Below are 25,468 nucleotides of genomic sequence, written 5' to 3'. Positions count from 1 at the left end.
TACAAATATATAGCACTATATATTGTAGGTTAAGCATCCTGTCCAATTTACAAAATATATAAGTTATCTGGCGAATGAAGATCAAGTGTAGCTTCCGGTATTGGGAAAAATTAATCTCGTATGCGAACATTTTGGAATTAAAGCTTTCGCACCCTTAGCATTTTTGATCTGCATCAGTTATAAATAGGACTTACGCAATAACTCTCTGAAACTCTTATTTCTCCGTGTCCTCTGCGCCCTCTGTGGTTCGTTTTTTCATGATTTTGCGTAAGTCCTGATAAAAAAGGGCGCTGATGGATTTACGAATGGCGAAGATAGAAAGTACTGATGCGGTAGCCTCAGTGTAATTACGGCTTTTCACCGCCCAAATTGCTATATTCATACTCTTGTAAAGGTGATGTCTTTTCCCTACTTAACGCTTAACGAGGCAAAATTTCATCTGAGCAAAGGTGGATACTGGACTAACATCGGCGAGTTAATTGCTTAGTTTAGGGTATTTGGCATCAGGGCAAAAAATTTATCTGGTTGCTTGGGAGACAATAAATACTTCTACCAAAAGTATCGCCAGTTTCTGCATCGATTAATTCCACCAGTTTTGCGTTATTAGTGCAGATACTTCTGCCTTTAGACATTCTCAATTCACCTAGTACAAAACCAGTTACAATCCACACCATTCGGTTGCTAGAAATGGCTGATGTATAGGCTCCTGTTTGGGCTGTGAACTCCTGGTAGGTTATAAGTTTTGCCTCGGTTATTCGCATATTACTAGACTTTTTGATCGCACTTTCAATTGTAATCAAGCGACTTGCTGGTAGGTTATTATTGGCAGGGTATATTTTTACTGCTGAGTTTATTGGTCTTGCTTGATTGACTTGCTTTACTGGTTGGGCTGTGACAATCTGCACTAGTAAGAAATTATTCGTGCCAACAAATACAAAAGTAGATAATAAAGCTATTGTGAAAATATTAACCATAGTGCAAATACGCTACATTATCCCAAGAATCGCCAATTGGTGCTATCCACTTCGACTACCAGTTTAAGCGATCGCTCCAGCGTAGGGGTTATCTCTGCCAAAATTGCGATATTCATGACTATTTTAGAGGCGATGTCTGGTGAAAAGCCGATGCAGCGTCTATGTATTTAATGCTTTGCTAAGAGCGATCGCACCCTTAATATTCACACTAATTTTATGTATGGAAGACTCGATCGCAGAAAAGAGTATTTTGTTGTGTAGATGATCTAGAAACTACAGTAAACCTTTAAAATCTCTAGCAGATGATTAGGTAGATGGTATGAGTGAAACTACAGAAACGATTTTCAGCAAAATCATTCGTCGGGAAATCCCCGTTGATATTGTTTATGAGGATAATTTAGCCCTGGCCTTCAAAGACATCCACCCCCAAGCGCCTGTTCACATTCTCGTCATTCCTAAAAAACCCATTCCCACCCTAGCTGATGCTGAATCTCAGGATCATGCTTTGTTAGGTCATCTTTTATTAACGGCCAAACGTGTTGCAGAAGAAGCAGGACTGAAAAACGGTTATCGAGTTGTCATCAATACTGGTGATGATGGTGGTCAGACAGTCTATCACTTACATTTGCATATTTTGGGAGGACGGCAATTAGACTGGCCCCCTGGTTGATCAAACCTGAATGCTTATCTATAAATCAAAAACACTCTCCTAAAAGGGCTAAAGTCTATACACAACTCTAAAAGAGTTATCCCACTGCATTTAGATCCTCCTAAATCCACGCCAAATCCACGCCACTTGCTCATGGGGGAAATCCGCTTGGCACTAGTCTCTTCCAAAAAGATACGGTGTATCCACAAGTCTTTTAAAATTGTTCCACAGCTTTTAGATCCCCCCTAACTCCCTTTAAAAAGCGGGGAATAGGAGTCAAAGTCTTCCTTAAAAAGAGGGATTTAGGAGGATCTAACGTTGTTGTGTATCTCGTATAGAGATGTATGTACACCGTAGTAGTCTGCCAACCCAGAAATGCTGGGTGAGGGCTGGGGAAAGGGTAAGGGATTTAAACCCTTTCCCCCTTTCCCTTTACCCCGCCAAGTTCACTTGGCAAACTAGTAGCCTGAAAGGGGGGCATTTTTGCGTTGAGTTTATTGGTATGTTAAGCACTTAAGCAATAATTATCAAAAAGTAAATTTTACGAGTAATAATTGCTAGCAGCGCAGATAATTGCCTCAAAGTTCAAGTATAGGGAGAAGCCAAGAATGATTTTACATCGTGGGCGTAGGGTGGTAGCTGCTTTATTGCTGTCAGTGGTACTACTGACAACAGCCTGTAGCCCAAAAACACCTGGACGTTTTGACCAGGCGCAAAAAGAAAGCACTCAACAAAAACGCGGTCAAGCCGTGGCTAAGAACGCAACTCAGGGTAGTGAGTTTAATAAACTTTTCCCTAGTGCAGGTGATGGCTACCAACGTGTCTTTACCCAAGAGAAAAAAGGCTTTGCAGAGGCGAAGTTGAAAAAAGGTGGTAAAGATGTAGCATTGCTGTCTATTTCTGATACTACCAGTACACCTAGTACAGCAGCAAAGTTCTCAAAGAGCACCAAGAAAATTGGTGGTTATCCGGCAGTAGAAGTTGGTAAGACGCAAACTGCAATTTTGGTAGGTAAGTACCAAGTAAAAGCACTTTCCCGCGATTCGTCATTTACAGCTAGCGATCGCGCAGATTGGCTAGAAAAGTTTAATCTTAATGGTCTGGCTAACCTGAAATAAGCCGGATTGCCGACATGAAAGATAACAAAACCTAAGTAAGGAGATTTTTGTGAGCAAATCGATTGTTGATTTAGTCGATCAATTGCCAACCGGCGGCTTAACTATTTCTATGTTGAAGTCCCTCGATTTTGTTGCTCCTGGAGAGTGGCAAAATACCGTCGGCTTTGTCAACACCATTAAAACCGTCACTGGCGAAGATGACGAAGATTTAATTCAACAAATTGGTGAAAGAGCGATTTATCTATTCAATGACAAATCCCAAGGATACCAAACAGCTTTGTGGTTATATCAAACCGTTGATGGTACAGATAAAGCCCTTGGTGCAGCCGCTTTAGCAAACAAAGTTGGCGAGAAAATTCCTTTATTGGGTTTTTTAAACTCTGTCACTCCCAAACCAGACAAAGCCCAAACCATCGATCTGACATTAAAGTTAGTGGCTGAGTTGGTAGCTTTCTGTCAAATTAATGGCATTCCTGGAGACAGCATTGGCGATTTTGTCGCTTCTTTAGGTGAGTATAGTGGTGAGTCACTCATTCGGATGGTGGCATTAGTTTGTGTTGATGGTTTAATACCTCTAGGCCCAGACTTTATCAGCAAAGCCATATCTGGGATTAATCAAACAAGCCCCAATGAGTTAGAACAGAACTCGACTTTCCAAAATATCAAAGATGTGATTCCAGGAAATAATGCTGGTAGTAAACTCAACTTTATCGGCGAAAGCTTTGACTCAGTTAAAGGTTGGATGAATGGTATTGTCAGTGCGAATAATTTAACGCCACACAAGGTAGTTAGCAACTTACATAGTTTTGTCGATATTGCAGATGATAAGTTAGACTACCTGGCTGCATTCTTGGATGTATCTACTAATTATTATGAACACACTGGCACGCAAACTTTAGCACGTCGCTTGATTGAACGGGCGGTGGCTGAGATTTAGATTGATGGGGACTGGAGAATGGGCAGGGGAGCAGGGAGGCAGGGGGACAAGGGGAAAAGGGAGAATTATTGAACAAGTCTCCCCCCTCTTCCTTGTCTCTTGTTCATGCCCCCTTCCGCCTTCCCCCTGCCCCATACCCCATGACCATTAGGGTAAACGCAGATCGGATGCGATCGCATATAAGTAAGGTTGAAAAATAGCTAAATTTTCCAGTTGCTCAAACTTACCTGTCTGCGTACCTGGATCGAATGCAGTGGTAATTACGTAAAGTTTACTGCCATCAAAGGCAACATGACCGATATGTTGCTCTTTTACTCCACCTTGTTCCTTGAGTCCGGCAAACCCATAGCGGATTCCCTGAAGCTTACCAATCGGTACTGGTTGGGGTGGGTAGGCTGAGAAAGTAATCTCTTTTCCATATTCACTCTGACGGTCTTTCGCAAATGCAGCGTAGTGGTCTGCAACCCAAGCCTTGAGTACTGGTAATACCTGGGTTTGGTATTGGGAACTTTGGTAGTCCACTTGGGAACCACTTGTAATACCGGCTGCTAAGAGTTTTTTTCGGAAATCCTCATTGTTTGTTAGTTGGTAAATGTTAATCTCAACTGTACCCAAACGTTTGCCTTTGGAAGAGACACACAAAAGGGGTGCATTTCCCTCACAAGCGGCAACTTGCCAGTTAGTTGGAGCAGCAGTATTTCCCAGGATTTTCTGCCAGATATTACCCTCATTAGAGTTGGGAAGTTTTACAACAGCAGAGGACTTTACCTCTTTAGGTGGAGAAAATTGGGGAAGAACAAATTTTGCTCCCACTGGTATTGACACCAGCAAAATAGAACCTAGTAATAAATGATAAAGTCTTAACATTTTATTGATTATCCGGAGTCAAAGATGGCAGGCTAACGATATCTACAATACGTTAAACAGGGGGAGGTCGCTTGTATTCCTCTATCTGTGTTTAGCTAACAGTTAGAGTCCGACGAAATTATTTGTTCTGGAAGTCTGCGCCTCCTTTTTTCTCTGCTTCAATTTCTTGACCTCAGACTTTTGTCAGTCAACCAGGCGTTAAATACCTGAAAGCAAGCTACTATAGAAAATCATACTAAGTAAAGTTAAGTAAAGTCTAATTATTTCATCTGAGTTGGAAATATGTTTAATCTCAGGAAATAGACTTTATTCAATCGGCGGGATTATCGATTCTAACTAAAATCGCCATGAACCCTAGTTTTTTGACTGCCCAGACTCCAACCACGATCGCTATTGTTGGTGGAGGCTTTAGCGGTTCTCTAGTTGCTACCCACTTATTGAAAACTGCCAGCCAACCTCTCACCATTAAGCTGATTGAGCGCAGTCATCAAATGGGGAAGGGAATTGCCTACAGCACCAATACCAACTGTCATTTGCTGAATGTATCGGCCGGAAACATGAGTGCATTTGCTCGCGATCCCGGACATCTGCTGCGTTGGCTTCAGTACAATCGCAACGAATTAGCGTCATTTTTTCCTGAAGAAGTCAATGCTAGTAGCTTCATTCCCCGCAAGGTCTATGGTTTATACATTCAGTCGATTTTAGCAGAAGCAGAAGCCACAGCACCTAGTGATGTACGACTAGAACGTTTGACCGATGAGGTCGTGGGGGTACAGCCTGAAGGAAAAGGCGCGATCGTCTCTCTGCGTAGTGGTCTCTGTTTTGCCGCAGATAAAGTTGTGTTGGCGTTGGGAAACTCGCCTTCTGCACCCCCGGCAATCAAAAACGCAGACAGCAATAATGAAAGTTATCTGCGGAATGCCTGGTCAGCCGATGCCCTAGCAGACCTCGATCTGGATGCGCCCGTGCTGCTAATTGGTACAGGACTAACGATGGTGGATATGGTTTTATCTCTGCACGATCGCCAACATCGGGGCAAAATTTATGCTATATCTCGACGAGGGTTATTTCCCCAAAAACATCAAGCAGCTAAACCTTATCCTAGCTTTTTGACCCCAGAGACTTCACCAAAAAGTGTGCGCGGGTGGTTGCATCGGCTACGTGCCGAGGTGGAAGTTGCAGCTGCCCAAGGCTATGACTGGCGATCGGTAATTGATTCTCTGCGTCCCATAACTCAGAAAATTTGGCAAAAACTACCGACCGAAGAACAGCAGCGCTTTTTGCGTCATCTAACACCTTATTGGGACGTGCATCGTCACCGCATTGCCCCCAAAGTGGCAGATGTTGTCACTGAAATGTTGGATTCTGGTCAACTTAACATTTCCGCCGGACGGATTCGGGAATATCAAGCTTTGCCGGATGGTGTGGCAGTGACTGTATGCCAGCGCAAAACCCATGCTAATACTGTCTTACACGTCCATCGAGTAGTGAATTGTACCGGGGTAGCAGCAGATTATCGCCGATCGCCTCACCCCCTAATTGCTGATTTGCGATCGCAAGGATTAATTCGCCCCAATGCTATCGGCTTAGGATTAGATGCAGATGCTCACGGTGCTTTATATACGGCAGACAGCAATGTTTCGACACTGCTGTATACCTTGGGAACTCCTCGCAAAGGCGACTTGTGGGAAACTATTGCTGTTCCAGAATTACGGGTACAGGCGCAGGAATTATCCCAAGCGTTATTGCAGTCGCTGCCAGTACGTGTGCGTCCGATTCCCACAATGCTGTTAAATAAGGAAACAGGCGATGGTGGCTCACAGATACCCCAGTCAAGCTTACTATTTCGGCAATTATTTGATCCTGAAACTAGTAGTTATACTTACCTGATTGCCGATCGACAGACAGGAGATGCTGTTCTAGTTGACCCTGTATTAGAGCAAGTTGACCGCGATTTGCAATCATTAGATGAACTAGGATTAAAGCTACGCTATTGTCTAGAAACTCATCTTCATGCCGATCACATCACAGGAGCAGGCAAACTTAGGCAACAAACAGGCTGTCAGGTGATCGTTCCCCAGAATCCTGCTGTCACGAAAGCCGATCGCTCGCTTGTCGGTGGCGAAATCATCGATGTGGGATCGGTAGCGATCGAAGCAATTTTCACACCAGGTCACAGTGCTAGTCACATAGCATATTTGGTGAACAAAACCCACTTATTAACTGGTGATGCCTTATTTATTCGTGGTTGTGGACGCACAGATTTTCAAGGTGGCGATCCTGGAACCCTATACGATGTGGTGACACAAAGCTTATTCACCTTGCCAGATGATACCTTGGTATATCCCGCCCATGATTACAAAGGACGCACAGTTTCCACCATTGGCGAAGAAAAGCGTTTTAATCCTAGATTTAGCGATTCCTACGGAGCGCTGCGCGAACGCAGCCGTAGTCAATTCATTACAATCATGAATAATCTCAAATTGAGTTATCCCCAAAAGATGAATGCAACAGTACCGGCTAATGAATACTGTGGTGATTTTATCCCCCAAGATAGCTTAAACCCGGCCATGAGTCTGGCTACAGATGAAGAAAAGAAACAAATAGAAATCACAGTCATGACTAATACGGAAATCTACAATGATTACTTTGCTATGTATATCTAGAGCAAGGTGATCCTTGAAAAGAAGCAAGGGGGATAGAAAACAATAAGAATTCGCCCTTTCGACCCAACTCTCAATACGGTTCGGATAAGCATTTTTCACTTTCCTTGTTGTCTGGGTAAAGGGTAAGGGGTAAAGGGGAAAGGATATATTCAAAACCTTTTCCCTTTCCCCTTTAACCGAACCGTATTGGCCCAACTCTTGGAAAGGTTGCGCCAATAGCAAAGCTTAGAGCAACACTGTACTCAAGTTGGTGGTGGGAGCAATGGAGGGTTAATCACGAAATTTCTACCGACTCTACTTTTGCACCCTGTCCTTGGTCTACTTCTGTTAAATTTTTCCCCAAAATCAGAACTGAAACCATCATTAATAAACTTGTCACCATAATGGTACTCACCACATTAGGATCGTCAAAATTGCTCGTACCTATTAATAAAGCAGCAAAATTACGTTGAGCCGTTCCTACCCCTAAAACTCTTTGAGTATCAATACCAGGCCCACCCAATAAATAACCCACAGTAAAAGAGAAGATAATAAAAATAGCACAAACAAAGATTACACCTGTTTTTAATAAAATGATAATCTCGTTAAAGTGGACTACTAGTCTTACTACTAAACCTAAAAGTAATCCAAAGTTAGATATTTTGAACGTAATTGCTTGAAAATTGAGGGCTATGTCTTCAGATTTTGCTTTAATAATTAACCCAATTACTAACGGGGTTAACATCAACAATATTAAAGGTTTGGCAATATCCCAAGAATTGACTTGTACACCTTGCAAAACTAACGGTAGTGCAATCGGCAGATAAAATACTGTGCCAAACATTAGCAACATCATTAACCCTGTAGAAAAAGCTAAATTACCCTTAACTATTTGAGCCAGTTTAGGTAAAGCTGGAGGACCTGATGCTAACGCCATAATGATAAAACCAGCTTTTACAGGTTCGGTTACAGGTACTACTTGCAATAACAAATAGATAAAAAGGGGTACAATTAAAAAATTTGCCACCAGTGATGAAATAACTAAACGGATATTGCGGAGTGGTCCCCAAATCTGCTGTAAAGTTAACTTTAACCCTGTACCAAACATAGTTGCAACAACAAACAACAAGAATGCGAGTTTGTCAAGTATGGGGATAATTTCATTCATAAATTTTTGCTTTCGCGCAATCGTTTTTATGGATCTTGTAAGAGTAGATGTAGAGGCAAAAGTTCTCGTTTTTTACATTTTTAACTCAGAATTGGGTAAGGGTTAAAGGTTTTTTCTTTCCCTTTTTCCTTTCCCCTTTTCCCCTTAACCGAGAAGTATTGTATAGACGTTACCAGGAACGTCTATACCCCTAAACTTATTTCAAGTTCAGGGTAACTTTCTGTAAATTACCTGTAAAAGCAAACGGTACTTGATAGGTATCAACTACAGGTGTACCTGTATCTCGACCAACATCAAAGGTTTCATCTAATGCCACACGATAAGGTATAGTTTTTTCAATTCGACCTTGAGCTACCTGTTGATCGTTGATGAACAATTTCCCAGTTCCTCCTGCACCAACACCACCGTCATAATCAAAATCAAATCCTATTGTTGCTTTCCCTGGGGGTAACTTTTCAGGAGATTGAATAATGTATCGCTCTGCATTTGCAAAATTGTAGGTATAGGTTGGTTTACCATCTTCAATAAAAAAGCCCCAACCAGCAAAGCGTCCACCTTGGGTTAACAAGACACCCTCAGCACCATTTTCTGGAATCTCTACATCAGCTTTGATAGTGAACGATCTGTTTTTGAGGTTTGGGGCGCTACCTTCGGGAATCGGTACTGCACCAGGATAGTAAATAAATGTGGTGCGTCCTGCGTCTAGAAAGGGGCGAATTTTGACATCAAACCGTTCAGAAACGCGATCGTCTAATGGTAAAACTTTGTGTTTACGAGCTTCTGATAAAAACAACTTTTGCAGTTTTTCCAGTTTCTCTGGATTTTTGTCTGCGAGGTTATTTGCCTCGCTGAAATCTTCCTCAATGTTGTATAGTTCCCAAGGATCTTGCTCGAAATCAGCATTGATTGTCCCCTGCCAAGGCAAGCGCGGGTGACGAGCCGCAGCTACCCATCCGTTATTATAAATAGCTCGGTTTCCAAACATCTCAAAATACTGGGTTTTGCGTTGGGAAGAAGCATCAGGATCGTCAAATGTGTAAACTAGGCTAGTACCTTCAATTTTCTGTTGTTTCACCCCGTTAACTTCAGTAGGTACAGTAATTCCTGTCGCTTCGAGAATTGTAGGTGTAATATCAATAACATGATGGAATTGGCTGCGGAGTCCACCACGATCTTTAATTTGGTTGCCCCAAGCAACAACTAAGGGATTACGAGTACCACCAAAGTGAGAGGCAATTTGTTTTGTCCATTGAAAGGGTGTAGTTCCTGCCCAAGCCCAGCCTGCATGATAATGATTAAAGGTTTTGGGACTACCTAAGTCATTCAAGGAAGCTAAAAGTTGTTCTTGGCTTTCCGGTATTCTGTTAAAGATTTTCAGCTCATTGACGCTACCAGTTAAACCACCTTCGGCACTAGCGCCGTTATCACCAACGATATAGATTACTAAGGTGTTATCTAATTCCCCAAGTTTGTCTATACCATCAATCAATCGTCCGATTTCATAGTCTGTATGTGCTAAAAATCCTGCAAAGACCTCCATTTCATGGGCATAAATTCTTTGTTCATCTTGAGATAGAGAATCCCAAGCTGGGAATTCTTTGGCACGAGGAGTAAGCTGGGCATTGGCAGGAATTACACCCAGTTGTTTCTGACGGACAAAGGTTTCTTCCCGCAATTTATCCCAGCCTCGATCAAATTTGCCTTGATACTTGTCAATCCAGGCTTTGGGGGCGTGGTGGGGTGCATGGGTAGCACCGATAGCCAGATAGGTGAAGAAAGGTTTTTCAGGAGCAATGGATTGTTGAGAACGAATCCAGGCGATCGCATGGTCTACTAAATCTGGAGTTAAATGGTAATCAGGATTATTGATTGGTGGTGCAACCCGCTTGGTATTTTCTACCAAAGCCGGACTCCATTGGTTAGTATCACCACCCATAAAACCGTAAAAATACTCAAATCCTAAACCTGTCGGCCAGCGATCAAAAGGCCCCACTGCACTGGTTTCATAATCTGGTGTATTGTGCCATTTGCCAAAAGCCGCAGTATTATAACCATTTTGACGCAGCACTTCCGCCACAGTGGCCGCACTCTTGGGTAAAATGGTTGTGTAACCTGGATAACCAGTTGCTAACTCTGCTACTACACCTGTACCCACAGAATGATGATTGCGCCCAGTTAACAAAGCTGCCCTGGTAGGTGAGCAAAGGGCTGTAGTGTGGAATTGGTTGTAGCGTAATCCTTTTTCCGCTAAACGAGTCAGATTGGGGGTTTCTATAGAACCACCAAAAGTACTTGCCTGCCCAAAGCCCACATCATCCAGTAGCACTAATAAGACATTAGGAGCATTTTTAGGAGCGGTGATTGGAGTAGGAAAATCGGATGTTGACTCTTTGTAAGTTGTGCCAATTTCACCTTCAAAAGACGGTGGACGAATAGGGAGAACCTTTGATGTAGCTGCTAGGGCAGGGTTACTAACTATCAATAAGGTGATGACCAGAGATAGAGCGATTGCCCGGAAAATTAAACTCAACATACAATACCTTTCATAGCTATTTTTTTCTCACGCAGAGACGCAGAAGCACCTCAGACGACCTAAGAGTGCAATCTAATGAAAATATGCTTTAAACCAGGTTCTTCACCAAGCGAAACCCGATATGGCTAGTTCCTGTATCGGGAGCTTGAGATTCTCGTGCGGCTGGACGGTAGCGGCTGCAATAGTTCGGCGCACATAGATAAGAGCCGCCTTTGATTACATGAAGAGCAATCTCTGTGGGTTTTTTAGGGTCAAAACTTTTACTGGCTCCTGTGGGGTTGACACTGTGAGCTTTGTTCTCATGTCCTAAACTGAACCAGTCGGAAGTCCATTCCCAAACATTACCGGTCATATCGTAAAGTCCATAACCATTGGCCGAAAAAGAGCCTACTTTTGCCGTTCCTATATAACCATCAGCTTTGGTATTGAAAAAAGGGAAAATCCCCTGCCAGGTGTTGGCTTTTGTCTCCGAATATTGATTACCCCAGGTATAAGTTGCGCCATCTAAGCCACCACGAGCCGCATATTCCCACTGTGCTTCTGTTGGTAAGGATTTTCCTGCCCATATTCCGTAAGCGAGGGCATCCTCGTAAGCAATATGCACAACTGGGTAGTTTTCTTTACCTACAACAGTGCTGTCGCTACCAAAGGGATGCTGCCAGTTAGCGCCAGGTGTCCAATGCCACCAACTGAGAAATTGGACTTGCTTAACACCTTGTTTTGGCTGATGAAACACTAGAGAACCTGGTAATCTCTGCTCATCTGGTAAGTCGGGAAACTGCTCTTTTGGCAAAGGGCATTGTGCAACTGTTACATACTTTGTTGCTTTGACAAACTCAGCAAATTGAGCGTTTGTCACCTCGTATTTATCAATGCAGAAGGAGGTAACTGTAACATTTTTCGCTGTTCGCTCTTCCACAAAACCCGAATTATCCGCTCCCATATTGAAAATACCTCCAGGAATGAGTACCATCTCTGGAGGACAGAGATTAACGGTAACTGCTAATGCGGATAAATTGCTCAATAGTGATATGAGTGCAACTAGCTGAATCAGCAGTAGCGTTAAAAAGCAATGTTTTTTTCGCATTTTACGCCGATGAAACTGTTAAACCCAGAATACGGAAAAATCTCTGTTGAAAAATAAAGTTATAAACTCACTCATAATAGTTAAATTATTTGGTGCTGCTGATTTGATATATAAATCTTGGTGTAGAAACGTTGCAATGAAACGTCTCTATATAAGGTTTTGGAACCACGCAAAATCATTTTCATACCTGAATTCAGCAACGCCAATTGTTTGACTAGCAAGCTTACCATCGCTTAAAATGCTAATTGTCGATCGGTTTACCGTATTATATCAGGAGTATTCCATAGTCTTTACTAAAAAACAAGTATTTCAGCAAAGATTTCTTCTCAAAATTTAGAGTCAAAATACCTCATAATTTAATACTTGTCCATAGCTTAGTTCTCTTCGTAGCGCGTTCATTGTCGGGGCACTCAATCCTATAGGGGGGAATATTCCCAATCAGACTTGTCCAAGATTTATGTGCATCACAAAACTAGCACCCAAGCTGTCGAATATTTAATTTGCACGCCAGATTTGATAGATTATCTTTGCGGAGTTCTTCATGTCAAGCCATCAATTACCCTTCCAGCGTTCAGATGAAGAAGTACAAGCTTCTTCTGGCGACTCCCTCACCATCGCCCGGAAACAAGAAGTTGTGCAACTTCTCAAGCAGATTAGCGATCGCACCCTAAAAAATGACATTATTAGTCTGGGGATGGTGCGAAATCTGCGGATAGTTGATGATTATATATATTTGCGTTTGTATATTGGTTCCCATCAACATCAATTAGAAACCGAGATTCAAACTGTATTATCATCCCTAACTTGGAGTAAAAAAACTTACATTCAACTCTGCACCATTCCAGGAGTAAGAACAACTCTAGCAGTTTCCAGTGGTAAGGGGGGTGTGGGGAAGTCTACCACTGCGGTTAATTTAGCAGCAGCTTTACAATTGGCTGGGGCAAAAGTCGGTCTGTTGGATGCTGATGTTTACGGTCCCAATGTTCCCCAAATGCTGGGACTGGGTAAATCTGAAGTGAAAGTTATTGATACTCCCAAAGGGCAAAGGTTTGTGCCATTAGAAGCCCACGGTATTAAAGTTATGTCTGTGGGACTGTTGGCTGAAGCAGACCATCCTTTAGCTTGGCGCGGCCCAGTTTTACATAAAATCATCACCCAGTTTATCCATGAAGTGGAGTGGGGAGAACTGGATTATTTATTAATTGACCTTCCTCCTGGTACTGGTGATGCTCAAATTACTATCGTGCAAGAAAGCCCGATTTGCGGGGTAATATTGGTAACAACTCCCCAAAATGTGGCAATTTCGGATGTCCGCCGCAGCGTTTATATGTTTCGCCAAGTTGGGGTTCCTGTTATCGAGATTATCGAAAATATGAGCTATTTCATAGGGAATGGTGGCGAAAAAATTTCGATTTTCGGTAGTGGTGGCGGTCAAAAGTTAGTAGAAGAACTCAAAGCACCTCTTTTAGGGCAGATTCCCATTGATCCCCTCATCTGTAATGGCGGCGATGTCGGAGAACCCCTAATGCTCGTTGACCCTAACTCCAAAGCTAGTCAAGTATTTGTGCAAATTGCTGGGGCGTTAAATGCTACTTTTTCTGGTTCTATGTAAATATTTTATCAAAAAATACGGTAAGTTGCTCGTTTTAACGTAGTATTGAATGTGCTTATAGTTCTGAAGGTCAAAGATATCGTTTGGAACGGTAATAAATCCTTAAAGTTCCTCCCCACTTCTAAAAGCTTATGGACATCAACACCCAACGGATAAAAACTGATGTACTTGTCATTGGTGGCGGTACAGCCGGAACAATGGCAGGTATCAAAGCTAAACAAGCAAATCCCGATGCAGAGGTGCTGATTTTAGAAAAGGCTAACATCCGACGGAGTGGTGCGATCGCAATGGGTATGGATGGGGTAAACACCGCAGTCATTCCTGGTCATTCTACCCCAGAACAATACGTGCGCGAAATCACCTTAGCTAACGACGGTATTCTCAACCAAAAAGCTGTATATCAAACAGGCAAATTAGGTTATGAAGTCATCCAAGAATTAGAAAGTTGGGGGGTGAAATTTCAAAAAGATGTCCAAGGCAACTATGATTTAAAACAAGTGCATCGTGTGGGTAAATATGTCTTACCCATGCCAGAAGGTAAAGACCTCAAAACCATTCTCACCCGCCAAGTCAAACGCCACAAAGTCAAAGTGACAAATCGTGTCATGTCAACAAGGGTGTTAGTTAAAGAAGGTGGTGCTGTTGGTGCAGTAGGATTTGATGTCAGGAACGGCGATTATATTGTCATTCAAGCCAAAGCAGTCATCTTGTGTACAGGTGCTTGCGGCAGATTAGGATTACCAGCTTCTGGCTATCTCTACGGCACTTACGAAAATCCTACCAATGCCGGAGATGGCTATTCAATGGCTTATCATGCAGGAGCAGAACTCAGCAATATTGAATGCTTTCAAGTTAATCCTCTAATTAAAGATTATAACGGCCCTGCTTGTGCTTATGTCGCTGGGCCTTTTGGCGCTCATACTGCCAACGCCGAAGGAAATCGCTTCATTAGTTGTGACTATTGGAGTGGTCAAATGATGTTGGAAATCTGGAAAGAATTAAACTCTGGTAAAGGGCCAGTCCAACTGAAAATGACCCACCTTGATGAAGATACCATTGCTGAAATTGAATCAATACTTTGGGCAAATGAACGACCGAGTAGAGAACGCTTTCATCAAGGCAGAAATGAAGATTACCGCACTCACGGCGTAGAGATGCACATTTCCGAAATTGGCTTATGTAGCGGTCATAGTGCCTCTGGTGTGTGGGTAAATGAAAATGCTCAAACAACCGTCCCTGGTTTATATGCAGCCGGAGACATGGCCAGCGTTCCCCATAATTACATGATTGGGGCATTTGTTTTCGGTCGCATAGCCGGAACTGATGCCATTGAATATATCCAAGATTTAGATTTTATCGAACCAGATACAGACTTTTTAGAAGCTGAAAAAGCCAGAATTTATGCACCTTTAACTCGCCCAAATGGTGTACCTCACACCCAGGTAGAATACAAATTAAGACGCTTAGTTAATGATTATCTGCAACCACCAAAATCAGGCAATAAAATTGAGATTGGTTTGAAACATTTTGTCCAATATCAACAAACATTAGATGTAATGGGCGCCCGTGACCCTCATGAATTGATGCGTAGTCTAGAAGTTCACTTTATTCGTGACTGTGCAGAAATGGCAGCCAGAGCATCATTATATCGTCAAGAGACTCGTTGGGGTCTTTATCATTACCGCTTAGATTATCCAGAGAAAAATAATGAAGAGTGGTTTTGTCATGTCAATTTAAAGAAAGATGAATTAGGACAAATGATATTGTTTAAGCGTCCTGTTGATACTTATATTGTGGGTGTGGATATATATCATGAAGTTTATGATATAGCAACGAAATAAAAATGAAATATTTATTTTGGGATTTTGATAATACACTAGGTTATCGTCAAGGAATGTGGAGTGAAACATTACATTCAATTTTAATATTGAATGGAATCTACAATATAGATTTAGAAGATATTCGACCATTCTTGAAGAATATCTTTCCTTGGCACTCGCCTGAAACTCCCCATAGTTTATTGTTTAATAAAAAAACATGGTGGGAATACATGAATGAATACTTTGCAGAAATATATGAGAGAGTAGGTATAAATAAAAATTAGGCAATAAAATATGCTTTCCAAGTCCAAAATGAATATAAGAATATTGAAAAATGGCATTTATATGATGATGTAATTCCTACTTTACAATATACAATCAAGAATAATTATAAAAATATAATTTTATCAAATCATATACCTGAGTTACACGAAATCATAGACCAATTAAATATTACAGAATACTTTGATGAAATATATACGTCTGGAAAAATTGGATATGAAAAACCCAGTCTCAATTTCTATGCTTATATCATCAATGATTTAAAAATTGAAAAAACAGAATGTGTAATGATAGGTGATAGCTACAATGCTGATATCGCTGGAGCATTACGGGCAGATATACAAGCAATTTTAGTAAGGAAGCCTAATGATAAAAATTATAAACTTTATAGTAAAGATTTCAGAGGAATACTAAAAATAATCAGAAGAATTTCAACTATAGAATAAAGCATTTTCGTGAATTAAAGAATTGAATGAATTATAAAGCCATAATTTTCGATCTCGATAATACACTATTAAATTTTGAGCTATGTGAACGCCGAGCTATTCTGGGAGCGCTTGAAGATTGTGCAGTCTCTTTAGATTTAAATGGAGTAAGTGAGACTACTTTTATTCAAGTGTTTGAAACTTATAGTTCCAAGTATTGGATACAGCGAGAAAAATTTTCTCCTACTGAGTTAATCGAGATGTCTTATCAAAGTACGCTTGCTGAATTGAATATAAAAACAGATCAAATCAGCAATCTTGGTAAAAGTTGTTGGCAGATTTTTAATCATTTGGGTGTCATGGAACCTGATGTAAAGGAAGTGCTAACTGTTCTCGCACACAGTTATCGTTTAGCTGTTATCACCAACGGTTTTGTATCAGCACAACTACCGAGAATGCAAGCTGCGGGAATTGAGCATTTTTTTGAGGAAGTTGTAGTTTCGGAAGCAATTGGTTTTGCTAAACCATCTCCTGAAATATTTCATCATGCGTTATCTAGATTAGATTTAACACCAGCACAAGTACTTTACGTAGGAGATTCTCTCACTCATGACTATGCGGGAGCAATGCAAGTTAATATTGATTTTTGCTATTACAACCGAAAAAACCAAGTTTTACCACAAGAAGCACAACCAAAGTTTATGATAAGTGAACTCTTAAAATTGCTAGAATTGGTTAAATAACAGATGTTTAATTTGTTCATTTAAAGTTCAATTTTAAATGGTTAGTTTTAACTTGTTTTGAAAGATATTATCATAAATATGTCTATTTATAATTCAATCGGTCTACACTACTCAAAAACTCGCGTTCCTGATATCCGCATTGTCAATAAAATAATTGATTTACTCAATTTACCCAAAAATAGCATTATTGCTGATATTGGGGCTGGTACCGGTGGTTACAGCCTAGCGCTAGCTAACAAAGGATTTCTTGTTAATGCTATCGAACCTTCTTTGGTAATGCAAAAACAAGCAGTAGAACATCCGCAAGTTAAATGGTTTACTGGCTATGCAGAAAATTTACCTCTACTTGATAACTCTGTTGATACTGTTGTAAGCATCCTGGCAATTCATCACTTTTCCCATCTCCCAAAAGCATTTCAAGAAATGCACAGAATAATTAAGAATGGGGCAATAATTTTGTTAACTTTTGATATTAGATTAGCTCAGAAGATATGGCTTTATGACTATTTTCCCTTTTTGTGGGAAGATGCCTTACAATTTTTACCACTTAACGAACAGATAAACTTAATTCAGATTAATACTAAAAGGCGTGTTGAAGCCATACCCCTTTTATTACCATACGATTTATCTGATTTATTCGCAGCAGCAGGCTGGAGACGGCCAGAGTTATATCTTCAAGCAGAAGTACGTGCGGGAATATCATCTTTGGCATTAGCTAATCAAGATTTAGTAGACCAAGGAGTGAAGTTACTTACAGCAGATTTAAGTAGTGAAAAATGGAGAAAACAATATGGTGATATTCACAATTTGACAGAGATTGATATAGGCTATCGTTTTATTCACACAACACTTAATAACTAATTAAAACTAAAGCTCATGATCAATGAATTAACTGTAGTTGGGCAATTTAAAATTAGACAAGCTGAGATTAAAGATGTAGAGATAATTGCTAGTCTTTGCGAACAACTAGAATATTTTGTGACAAATCAACAAATAGAGCAGCGCCTTACTAAAATTAAAAATAACGATGCTCATATTGTGTATGTTGCCACTTTAGAAGATGAATATGTAATTGGTTGGGCGCACGCTCATATTTGTGACTCTATAGTTATTCCGACTCCAGCGATTCTTTTGGGATTAGTTGTAGATAAAGATTGTCGTCATAGTGGAATTGGGCGTTTTTTGATGCATCAAATTGAACAGTGGGCTTCTCTAGCTGGATGTGATAATGTTCTGTTACGTTCTAATATTAAACGCAAAGAAGCGCACTCATTTTATGAGAAAATTGGCTATACCAATATCAAGCAATCATTAACTTTTCATAAACAATTGCTTTAGTAAAATAATATGCAATTCATCAAAACATTTACTACTCACCATCTGCTTGCTGAAGTCTGCAATTTCAACATTAGTTGCATTAGATAGTTTGCTTTATTCTAACGACGAATCAAGCTTCACAAAGGGTTATATAAAAGTTAGGATTTAAATACGAGCTTGAAATCATACACTCAAATTTACCCCATCTATTTTACCGCTTAACGGTTTAGTTACAAAAGTAAGTATGGAGTAGTTTTATGGCTTTAATTAATCAAAGAATAGATGTTCCTGTGATCGTTGATGAATCAAAATGTTTAGAAAAATGCACAGCCTGTATTGAGGTTTGTCCCTTGGATGTATTGGCAAAAAATCCAGAAACAGGCAAAGCTTACATGAAATATGATGAGTGTTGGTTTTGTCTACCTTGTGAAAAAGAATGTCCAACGAATGCAATTACTGTACAGATTCCCTTTTTATTACGTTAAAGATTCCCTTTCTGTGCTTTTAAACAATGAATAAAGATAACAACCTCCAGTATTGGCTAGAAATGCTGCGATCGCCTGAGATAAATGATCGTATAGTAGCTGTAAAAACCTTGCAGCACTTAGGCGATGAAGAAACAATCAATGCTTTAATCATCGCTTTGAAAGATGAACATATTACTGTTAAAAAAATAGCTATATCTGCCCTTTGGGAAATTGCTAATCCTGTAGCAATACCTGCTTTAATTGAATGCCTTACTTCATCGGATACAGATATTCGTACTGAAGCGGCATCAGCATTAAGTGAGTTAATAACACAAGATGAATTGTTACTTTTACTAGATAAACTGCAAAGTAATGATGTAAATCTGCAATTAAATATTTTAGTGCTTTTGCGGAAGATACATGATATTCAATGTTTACCCTACGTTTTATTTTTAGAATCAAAAAATCCTCAGTTAAGAGAAGCAGCCGTTACCACACTGCGATATATCAATCAACTAGAAAAATGTCCCCAAGCTTTAAATCTAATTTTTGATGGAGAAGCAAGTGTGCGTCGTGCTGCGGCTTTAACTTTAGAACATTTACAAGATGCAGAAGTGATTACAATACTTTGTCAAGCACCCACAAATGATAGTGACTGGCAAGTTCGTCGGAATGCAGCTAAATCTTTGGCTATTCATGAGAATCATCAAGCAATTTCAGCATTAGAAACAGCTTTAAATGATGAACATTGGCAAGTGCGGAAATCAGCAGCACAAGCTTTGCAAAAAATCCCAGATATTCAAGTTATGCCGAGATTAATTCAAGCATTAACAGATGAATATGCAGATGTACGCAAAGAAGCAGTTATTGCACTTGGTAATTTAGCTCATCCTGATGCTATTAATCCCTTACAACAAGCGTTGGATGATCCCGATAGAGAAGTTTCCATCCAAGCGCAACGCGCAATTCAAAAGACTCAAGTAGATAAAAACTTTCTTCCCTAGTACCATTTTTTTATGAAGCTGCAATAGATGAATGGTTTAAGGTTAGATACAAAAAATACCCCAGCAGAGGGCAGCTTTTGGCTTTATCTGCTGGAGACTCTAAATGTGAAACTTTTAGGAATCGACTTTAGTAGCGATTGTTATTGTTGCGGCGGGCATTACCACCACCCCAGCTACCACGAGGAGAACTGCTTCTATCCTCACGAGGTTTAGCTTTGTTCACTTTCAAGTCACGTCCCATCCACTCAGCACCATCAAGTGCATCAATGGCAGCTTGTTCTTGTGTGTCTGATTCCATTTCCACAAAAGCGAACCCACGAGGCCGGCCTGTTTCCCGATCTGTGGGTAGTTGAACACGACTTACTGTTCCGTATTCTGCAAAAGCCTGCTTTAGGTCCTCTTCTGTAACCTGATATGACAGGTTCCCGACGTAAATTGACATAGAAGTCTCCGAATTCAGGGAGTGTAGAGAGTTAAATTCGGAGAGACGGTTTTTAGAAATCAAAACTAGTTACTCAACCGAAAATAATCTTTATATCCATGAGTTTAGCACAGCCTTCAGCCTTTGAATATCGTCTAATAGTGAATTTTATTCACAAATCAAACCCTTTATGCAGGTTTGCAGACTTCTCAATTGGCTGGCTTTTGTTACTTGTACTATAAAAGTTACACTTTTAATCTGCGATCGCGCAGGTATTTAGTGTTTTGAAAATTAAGCTGTGGACTTAGAGGTAAAGATTATTATCGGTAGTGGGTGCAATCATAACATGACTAGCTGTTTTAAAAGCAAATTAAAAAATATTCATCCTCAAATGCCCCATTAGCTATGGTCGAACTGCGCTAAAATCTTTTCTGCTTGCTGGCACAGTGCTTCGTGATATTCACCATTACTCGCCAGCAAACCTCCCCATTGATTGATATCACCAGTGTTATACTGCAACGGAGCGCCGTCAAAGTGGGTAAACTTACCACCAGCTTCTGTTAAAATCAGTTCTGGTGCTGCCATATCCCAATCTTTGGGCGCAGACTTACCAGAAAGGGAAATGTAGATATCTGCTTGTTGCTCGACAATAGTGGCGATTTTGCAGCCTACACTACCCACAGATTTCTGATTTTGACAGGGTAAATTTTGTAGCAAGTAATCTAAGCGCTGGTTGCGGTGAGAGCGACTAACCACTAAGGTTAAATCCTCAATTGGTTTACCTGACGACACTTGTAAAGGAACAGAGCCATCACTGGTTTCTACAAATGTCCCCCCACCTTTGGTAGCGTAATATAACTTTTCTGCTTCTGGTACTGCTACCACTGCTAAAATCGGGCGTGTTTCCTTAACTAAAGCAATGTGAACTGCATAGTCCCCAGTTTTTTCAATAAAGTCTCGTGTGCCATCCAAAGGGTCAATTATCCATACCCAAGGGGCGGAAGGGTGTGTGCCTGTAGTTGGTGACTGATAGGTTTCTTCGCTGATGTAAGCAAAATCTTCGTTACCCAAAGTTGCTTGTAGCTTCTGTAAGATATATTGACTCACAGCTACATCGGCAACGGTAACAGGCTCGTTCTGTTTATATTGCACATCTAAGTTAGGGTCTTTTGCGGTACCGTGGTAATACGATCGCAGTATATCTGCTGCACCCCAAGCTATCTCACGAGCGATCGCTAATATTTCTTGTAAGTCTTTCATTAAATTTGCCTTTATTAACCTGATTACTCAGCACTTTAAATCCATCCAGCGCCGAGTGCCAAAAAATTTACAAGAATCAGCAGCAATCTTAGCTGCCAGTGCCAGCGCATCAGTAAAACTTTCCCTTAAAATGTAATCACAAAAAGCACCGTGGAAAATATCTCCAGCCCCTAATGTATCAACCGCGTGTATTTGCGGCACATCTACGATACCAGATGCAGTGCGACTCAAGTATTCAATTGGTTTTTGTCCGTGGGTAATGGCGATGTAAGAAATGTTAAAGCCGGCCAGATAGGCAAAAACGTCTTCTCCAGTCTGACAGTTGGGCGGATAAAAATTAGCTGAACAGATAGCATAATCTACAAACGGCAAAATTTGCTCAAATCCAGGCTTCCAACTGCCACCATCGATTACTACTGGAATATTTTTGGCTTTAGCTGCTTGGGCTATGAAATAACTTACAGCCATCTGATGCCCATCAATCAGTACTATGTTGACATTTTGCAAAATATCTGGTGGGATAGATGCGCTACTGGCTTGAGTTTTGACAGCATTGATGGAAACCACGGCTCTTTCACCTGTGGCTTGGGTGACAATGATTGAGGAGACAGGCGGTGCTAAATCAGTGGTAGGCTCAAGGTCTGCGATCGCAACTTTGTAATTTGCCAAATCACCTCGAATTAGCTGTGTCATTGGGTGAGAACCCACTACACCTAAGACTGTAGCCTGATTACCTAAATGACTGAAAGTCACAGCCGCGTTTGTTGCTGGGCCACCTGCCGCTACAGTATAGTCAGTAGCGACAATCTTCTGATTATTTTTAGGAGCAGATTCAGCAAGGTAAATCAAATCTAAAGTTACTAAACCAACAAATAACCCACGATCCGATTTTGGATTTTGGACTTCGACTACGCTCAGTCGAACGATTTTGGACGATCCATTTGTCATATATGTTCGTATAGCTGCATAAATTATTATTTTTAACTCTTTCTTGTACAGACGCGATTCATCGCGTCTCTCCTGTCTCTCCTGCACAGACGCGATGAATCGCGTCTCTACAAACTCCTAACTTTCTCTCATGCAAACCGATCCAAAACCAGGAACACTTTACGTTGTCGGTACACCCATTGGCAACCTGGAAGATATAACCTTTCGGGCGGTGCGAATTTTGCAGACTGTGGATATCATTGCTGCGGAAGACACGCGTCATACTGGGAAACTTCTACAGCATTTTCAAGTTAAGACACCCCAAGTGAGTTATCACGAACACAATCGTACTAGCCGCATCCCAGAACTATTAGAGCATTTAATTAACAATAAAGCGATCGCACTTGTGAGTGATGCGGGAATGCCAGGAATTTCCGATCCTGGATATGAACTGGTAAAAGCCTGCATTGAGGCGGGGATTTCAGTAGTTCCCATTCCTGGCGCTAGTGCAGCAATTACCGCTTTGAGTGCATCTGGATTACCAACAGATCGCTTTGTCTTTGAAGGCTTTCTGCCGGCGAAAACTCAACAGAGACAAGAACATTTAGAATCTCTGCAAACAGAATCTCGCACATTGATTTTCTACGAATCGCCTCACCGCTTGCGAGATACTTTACAAGACTTAGCACAAGTTTGGGGAAGCGATCGCCAAATTGTGCTAGGGCGGGAGTTAACAAAATTGTATGAGGAATTTTGGCGGGGGACAATTGCCGAAGCGATCGCTCACTACAGCCAACGAGAACCCCAAGGTGAATATACATTAGTAGTGGCAGGAATTCCAGCCAGTCAGCCCCAACTGACAGAAGAGGAATTGAAAGCCGAATTGAAACTTTTAATTAGTCAGGGAATATCGCGATCGCAAGCTAGCCGTCAGCTAGCAAAATTTACCTCCCTTCCCCGTCGCCAACTTTATCAACTAGCTCTTTCTTTAGTCGTTACTCCTGAGTCTTGAACCACTAATAAAAATATTACTAGGGCTTACGCAAAACTATACCCTTTAGGAGCAATTTATCTAGATACAGAAAGGCTTTCTGCAAGGTATTGTACCTACCTGGGAATCAGTGAATATTCAAATGATATCTAAAGATTTTTGATTTTAGTTCTCTAGATAGATCGGTAATTTTAGAGGCAAACTTTAATATGAAATAGTCGAAAGGAAACGACAAAGCACATTTTCACAAAGGAAAAATTCAATGACTAACATTATTGCTTGGCTGGTTTTGGGTTTAATTGCAGGCGCGTTAGCTAAGTTATTTTATCCAGGAACCCAAGGTGGTGGTATTCTCTCCACGATTATATTAGGAATACTTGGAGCCGTAGTCGGTGGTTATTTGGGTCAAGTTTTACTAGGGAGTGGTTCAGCTGCCGCAGCATCTGTAGGAGCTTTATCTTTGGGAAGCATTTTATTTGCTGTTCTGGGTGCTATGCTACTGATTTTCCTATGGGGTTTACTGACTCGCCGAGCTGTATAATTACCTTCAATTAACTAATAGTCTTGGGAATCACTTCTAACTGCAATAAACCGATAAAATGACATCAGAAAAAGAGCGAAGAACTATAGTAGTTTTCGCTAAATGTTCCGACGCACAATTGGCACTTCAGGAACTAAAAGCTTCTAATTTCCCAATGCATAAAGTTTCTGTAATTGCAAGAAATGCAGAAGAACAAAGTGATATTGCTGGTGTTGAAGTTAAAGAGCGCACTAGCAATACATCCTCAGAAGACACCGATATAGCCATTACTGATAGTGATTTAGGCGATTTAAATGACTTATTAACTGGTCTAGTCTTCTGGGTACTTCCTGGTGTAGGCCAAGTCATGGTAGCCGGCGCACAAGCGAGAGCGATCGCTAGCAATTTACCAGGTTGTTTACCGGATGTATTGGTAAGTTTAGGAATTCCTAAAGAGCAAGCAGAGGGTTACAGCGATCTGGTCTGTAAAGGTTATCATTTGGTGATGATAACCGCCATAGACATAGAAATTCGTCTAGCTAAGAGGATTTTTAATCGCCGCAATCTTCAGCATTGGAGTGTTTATGAGCCATACTCCACCCCTAATAGTCGGTATAAGCACGCTATTGGTGTTTTTTATACGCACCATAATGTAGAAAGAGCAGTTAATGAACTGAGAACTGCTGGTTTTCCTATGAGTCAAGTATCAATAATTGCTAAAATTACCAGCAATACAAGTGATATTGTTGGCGTGAATATCAGCAGTTCCCAAGATATCTACCCCACTTTAGGAATTTCTAAGGATTTAGCCAGATATTATCAGCATCAGGTCGCAGGGGGGCATTATCTAGTAGTAATAAAAGGCACTGATATCTACATAGCAGGTGCAAGAGTGATTTTAGAGAGTAACAATATCCAAGATTTTAGTATACATAGCCAATCTGAACTCGATCTGGCTGGAAGCGATCGCCAGAGTATTACCAACTTCTAGTTAAATTCAATAACCTGAAATTTATAGGGAAAGTATATTTTTTTCTATAGATGAAATGTTTCGCGTAAGTATAGATTGCTTTTTAAAACCCTAATATCTAGCATAATATTGCTTACAATAATTAAAAGTTAAGGTTGTTCTTTATAGTAGTGTACAATGTGATGGTATTTTATTCATCCACAAAAAGTACTATATTTAACGTTTAGAAGAAATGCACTGAATTTACTCTATCCCATCTGGTTAATTGCATTAGTCAAGATTTTTATCTATTTTGCAGTGGTTTAACTTTCACTACGGAATATTAAATTCTTGTAAAATTACTTATTCTCCTCCAAGGATTATTGGATAAAAAGATGATGTCAAATTAAATCTAAGCAACAACAAGAAGTTAGCCTTAGAGTAAAATAATATCTGTTTCAAATAGTAAAATAGTCGTCTCATAACCAATCCTACCCATTTTCGGTTCTGAGCCCATTTCCATTTCTACAAGCAAGATACGACCAGCTTCCAGAGTTAAGATGACATTCTCTTATGATTCCCAATCCACCAATAAATTCTACCTTTTGGCCTTTGCAGAATTTTGATCTTGTTATGTCAATTACTGCAATCATAAAAACCACCATATTTTTGTAAAGCCTGATGTTAAATTTATAATCTAAGAACAACTGTTTAAATATCCACCGCAAGATTAAATTGTCAAACAAACGATC

General features: G+C 40.6%; 25 protein-coding genes. 17 read left to right on the top strand and 8 right to left on the bottom strand.

Annotated elements, in window-relative coordinates:
• Positions 1 to 503: 503 nt before the first annotated feature.
• The gene (locus tag NPUN_RS12045) at positions 504 to 974 is read right to left on the bottom strand and encodes a hypothetical protein (RefSeq protein WP_012408958.1); all 471 of its coding nucleotides are present in this window, start codon (positions 972 to 974) and stop codon (positions 504 to 506) included.
• A gap of 39 nt (positions 975 to 1,013) precedes the next feature.
• Here NPUN_RS12045 and NPUN_RS44090 point away from each other — a divergent pair, with 39 nt between their 5' ends.
• The 4 genes from NPUN_RS44090 to NPUN_RS12030 all read left to right on the top strand — a co-directional run bounded on the left by NPUN_RS44090 (position 1,014) and on the right by NPUN_RS12030 (position 3,678).
• Positions 1,014 to 1,145 (top strand): hypothetical protein, encoded by a 132-nt coding sequence (locus tag NPUN_RS44090; protein ID WP_272913966.1) that lies wholly within the window; start codon positions 1,014 to 1,016, stop codon positions 1,143 to 1,145.
• Between the two features lie 148 nt (positions 1,146 to 1,293).
• Positions 1,294 to 1,644, top strand: a complete 351-nt coding sequence (locus NPUN_RS12040) for a histidine triad nucleotide-binding protein (protein ID WP_012408957.1) — start codon at positions 1,294 to 1,296, stop codon at positions 1,642 to 1,644.
• 587 nt (positions 1,645 to 2,231) lie between these two features.
• On the top strand, positions 2,232 to 2,741 hold the full coding sequence (locus NPUN_RS12035; protein ID WP_012408956.1) for a hypothetical protein: 510 nt from the start codon (positions 2,232 to 2,234) through the stop codon (positions 2,739 to 2,741).
• A gap of 49 nt (positions 2,742 to 2,790) precedes the next feature.
• Positions 2,791 to 3,678, top strand: a complete 888-nt coding sequence (locus NPUN_RS12030) for a hypothetical protein (protein ID WP_012408955.1) — start codon at positions 2,791 to 2,793, stop codon at positions 3,676 to 3,678.
• Between the two features lie 147 nt (positions 3,679 to 3,825).
• Here the strand turns inward: NPUN_RS12030 and NPUN_RS12025 are convergent, their stop codons facing one another.
• Positions 3,826 to 4,545 carry a hypothetical protein gene (locus NPUN_RS12025; RefSeq protein WP_012408954.1) on the bottom strand — a complete coding sequence of 240 codons (720 nt, stop codon included), beginning with the start codon at positions 4,543 to 4,545 and terminating at the stop codon, positions 3,826 to 3,828.
• Between the two features lie 347 nt (positions 4,546 to 4,892).
• On the opposite strand from NPUN_RS12025, the gene NPUN_RS12020 reads away from it, so the two are divergent.
• Positions 4,893 to 7,211 (top strand): FAD/NAD(P)-binding protein, encoded by a 2,319-nt coding sequence (locus tag NPUN_RS12020; RefSeq protein ID WP_012408953.1) that lies wholly within the window; start codon positions 4,893 to 4,895, stop codon positions 7,209 to 7,211.
• Between the two features lie 274 nt (positions 7,212 to 7,485).
• On the opposite strand, the gene NPUN_RS12015 is transcribed toward NPUN_RS12020, so the two are convergent.
• The 3 genes from NPUN_RS12015 to NPUN_RS12005 form a co-directional block, all read right to left on the bottom strand.
• On the bottom strand, positions 7,486 to 8,358 hold the full coding sequence (locus tag NPUN_RS12015) for a bile acid:sodium symporter family protein (protein WP_012408952.1): 873 nt from the start codon (positions 8,356 to 8,358) through the stop codon (positions 7,486 to 7,488).
• Positions 8,359 to 8,554: 196 nt separating this feature from the next.
• Positions 8,555 to 10,891, bottom strand: coding sequence for an arylsulfatase (locus NPUN_RS12010; RefSeq protein ID WP_012408951.1), 2,337 nt, complete (start codon positions 10,889 to 10,891; stop codon positions 8,555 to 8,557).
• An 88-nt stretch (positions 10,892 to 10,979) separates the two neighbouring features.
• Positions 10,980 to 11,978: a formylglycine-generating enzyme family protein gene (locus tag NPUN_RS12005; protein ID WP_012408950.1), complete on the bottom strand. Its 999-nt coding sequence runs from the start codon at positions 11,976 to 11,978 to the stop codon at positions 10,980 to 10,982.
• 541 nt (positions 11,979 to 12,519) lie between these two features.
• On the opposite strand from NPUN_RS12005, the gene NPUN_RS12000 reads away from it, so the two are divergent.
• From NPUN_RS12000 to NPUN_RS11965, 9 genes are all read left to right on the top strand, one after another.
• A complete protein-coding gene (locus tag NPUN_RS12000) occupies positions 12,520 to 13,590 on the top strand; it encodes an Mrp/NBP35 family ATP-binding protein (protein WP_012408949.1) in 1,071 nt (356 codons plus the stop codon).
• A 131-nt stretch (positions 13,591 to 13,721) separates the two neighbouring features.
• A complete protein-coding gene (locus NPUN_RS11995; RefSeq protein ID WP_012408948.1) occupies positions 13,722 to 15,431 on the top strand; it encodes a fumarate reductase/succinate dehydrogenase flavoprotein subunit in 1,710 nt (569 codons plus the stop codon).
• A gap of 2 nt (positions 15,432 to 15,433) precedes the next feature.
• A complete protein-coding gene (locus NPUN_RS38930) occupies positions 15,434 to 15,694 on the top strand; it encodes a hypothetical protein (protein ID WP_052304590.1) in 261 nt (86 codons plus the stop codon).
• Between the two features lie 3 nt (positions 15,695 to 15,697).
• A complete protein-coding gene (locus NPUN_RS38925) occupies positions 15,698 to 16,138 on the top strand; it encodes an HAD-IA family hydrolase (RefSeq protein WP_083782387.1) in 441 nt (146 codons plus the stop codon).
• A 26-nt stretch (positions 16,139 to 16,164) separates the two neighbouring features.
• Positions 16,165 to 16,860 (top strand): HAD family hydrolase, encoded by a 696-nt coding sequence (locus NPUN_RS11985; protein ID WP_012408947.1) that lies wholly within the window; start codon positions 16,165 to 16,167, stop codon positions 16,858 to 16,860.
• 78 nt (positions 16,861 to 16,938) lie between these two features.
• Positions 16,939 to 17,721, top strand: a complete 783-nt coding sequence (locus NPUN_RS11980; protein WP_012408946.1) for a class I SAM-dependent methyltransferase — start codon at positions 16,939 to 16,941, stop codon at positions 17,719 to 17,721.
• 15 nt (positions 17,722 to 17,736) lie between these two features.
• Entirely contained in the window at positions 17,737 to 18,198 is a 462-nt protein-coding gene (locus tag NPUN_RS11975; protein WP_012408945.1) for a GNAT family N-acetyltransferase, read from the top strand.
• A 236-nt stretch (positions 18,199 to 18,434) separates the two neighbouring features.
• Positions 18,435 to 18,662, top strand: a complete 228-nt coding sequence (locus NPUN_RS11970) for a 4Fe-4S dicluster domain-containing protein (protein ID WP_012408944.1) — start codon at positions 18,435 to 18,437, stop codon at positions 18,660 to 18,662.
• Between the two features lie 26 nt (positions 18,663 to 18,688).
• Positions 18,689 to 19,648, top strand: a complete 960-nt coding sequence (locus tag NPUN_RS11965) for a HEAT repeat domain-containing protein (protein WP_012408943.1) — start codon at positions 18,689 to 18,691, stop codon at positions 19,646 to 19,648.
• Between the two features lie 127 nt (positions 19,649 to 19,775).
• Here NPUN_RS11965 and NPUN_RS11960 read toward each other — a convergent pair whose 3' ends face one another.
• The 3 genes from NPUN_RS11960 to NPUN_RS11950 form a co-directional block, all read right to left on the bottom strand.
• Positions 19,776 to 20,090, bottom strand: a complete 315-nt coding sequence (locus NPUN_RS11960) for an RNA recognition motif domain-containing protein (RefSeq protein ID WP_012408942.1) — start codon at positions 20,088 to 20,090, stop codon at positions 19,776 to 19,778.
• Between the two features lie 378 nt (positions 20,091 to 20,468).
• Complete coding sequence (locus tag NPUN_RS11955; protein WP_012408941.1) at positions 20,469 to 21,329, bottom strand: 3'(2'),5'-bisphosphate nucleotidase CysQ family protein; 861 nt, start codon at positions 21,327 to 21,329, stop codon at positions 20,469 to 20,471.
• 27 nt (positions 21,330 to 21,356) lie between these two features.
• A complete protein-coding gene (locus NPUN_RS11950; protein WP_012408940.1) occupies positions 21,357 to 22,277 on the bottom strand; it encodes a sugar kinase in 921 nt (306 codons plus the stop codon).
• A gap of 130 nt (positions 22,278 to 22,407) precedes the next feature.
• Here NPUN_RS11950 and rsmI point away from each other — a divergent pair, with 130 nt between their 5' ends.
• The 3 genes from rsmI (at position 22,408) to NPUN_RS11935 (ending at position 24,758) form a co-directional block, all read left to right on the top strand.
• Complete coding sequence (gene rsmI / locus NPUN_RS11945; protein WP_012408939.1) at positions 22,408 to 23,268, top strand: 16S rRNA (cytidine(1402)-2'-O)-methyltransferase; 861 nt, start codon at positions 22,408 to 22,410, stop codon at positions 23,266 to 23,268.
• A 241-nt stretch (positions 23,269 to 23,509) separates the two neighbouring features.
• On the top strand, positions 23,510 to 23,788 hold the full coding sequence (locus tag NPUN_RS11940) for a GlsB/YeaQ/YmgE family stress response membrane protein (RefSeq protein ID WP_012408938.1): 279 nt from the start codon (positions 23,510 to 23,512) through the stop codon (positions 23,786 to 23,788).
• 58 nt (positions 23,789 to 23,846) lie between these two features.
• Entirely contained in the window at positions 23,847 to 24,758 is a 912-nt protein-coding gene (locus NPUN_RS11935) for a hypothetical protein (protein WP_012408937.1), read from the top strand.
• Positions 24,759 to 25,468 lie beyond the last annotated feature (710 nt).

The sequence above is a fragment of the Nostoc punctiforme PCC 73102 genome (genome assembly GCF_000020025.1).
Lineage (GTDB): Bacteria > Cyanobacteriota > Cyanobacteriia > Cyanobacteriales > Nostocaceae > Nostoc > Nostoc punctiforme.
The sequence above is the reverse complement of the archived record's forward strand: the minus strand, read 5'-3'. Positions and strand labels throughout refer to the sequence as shown.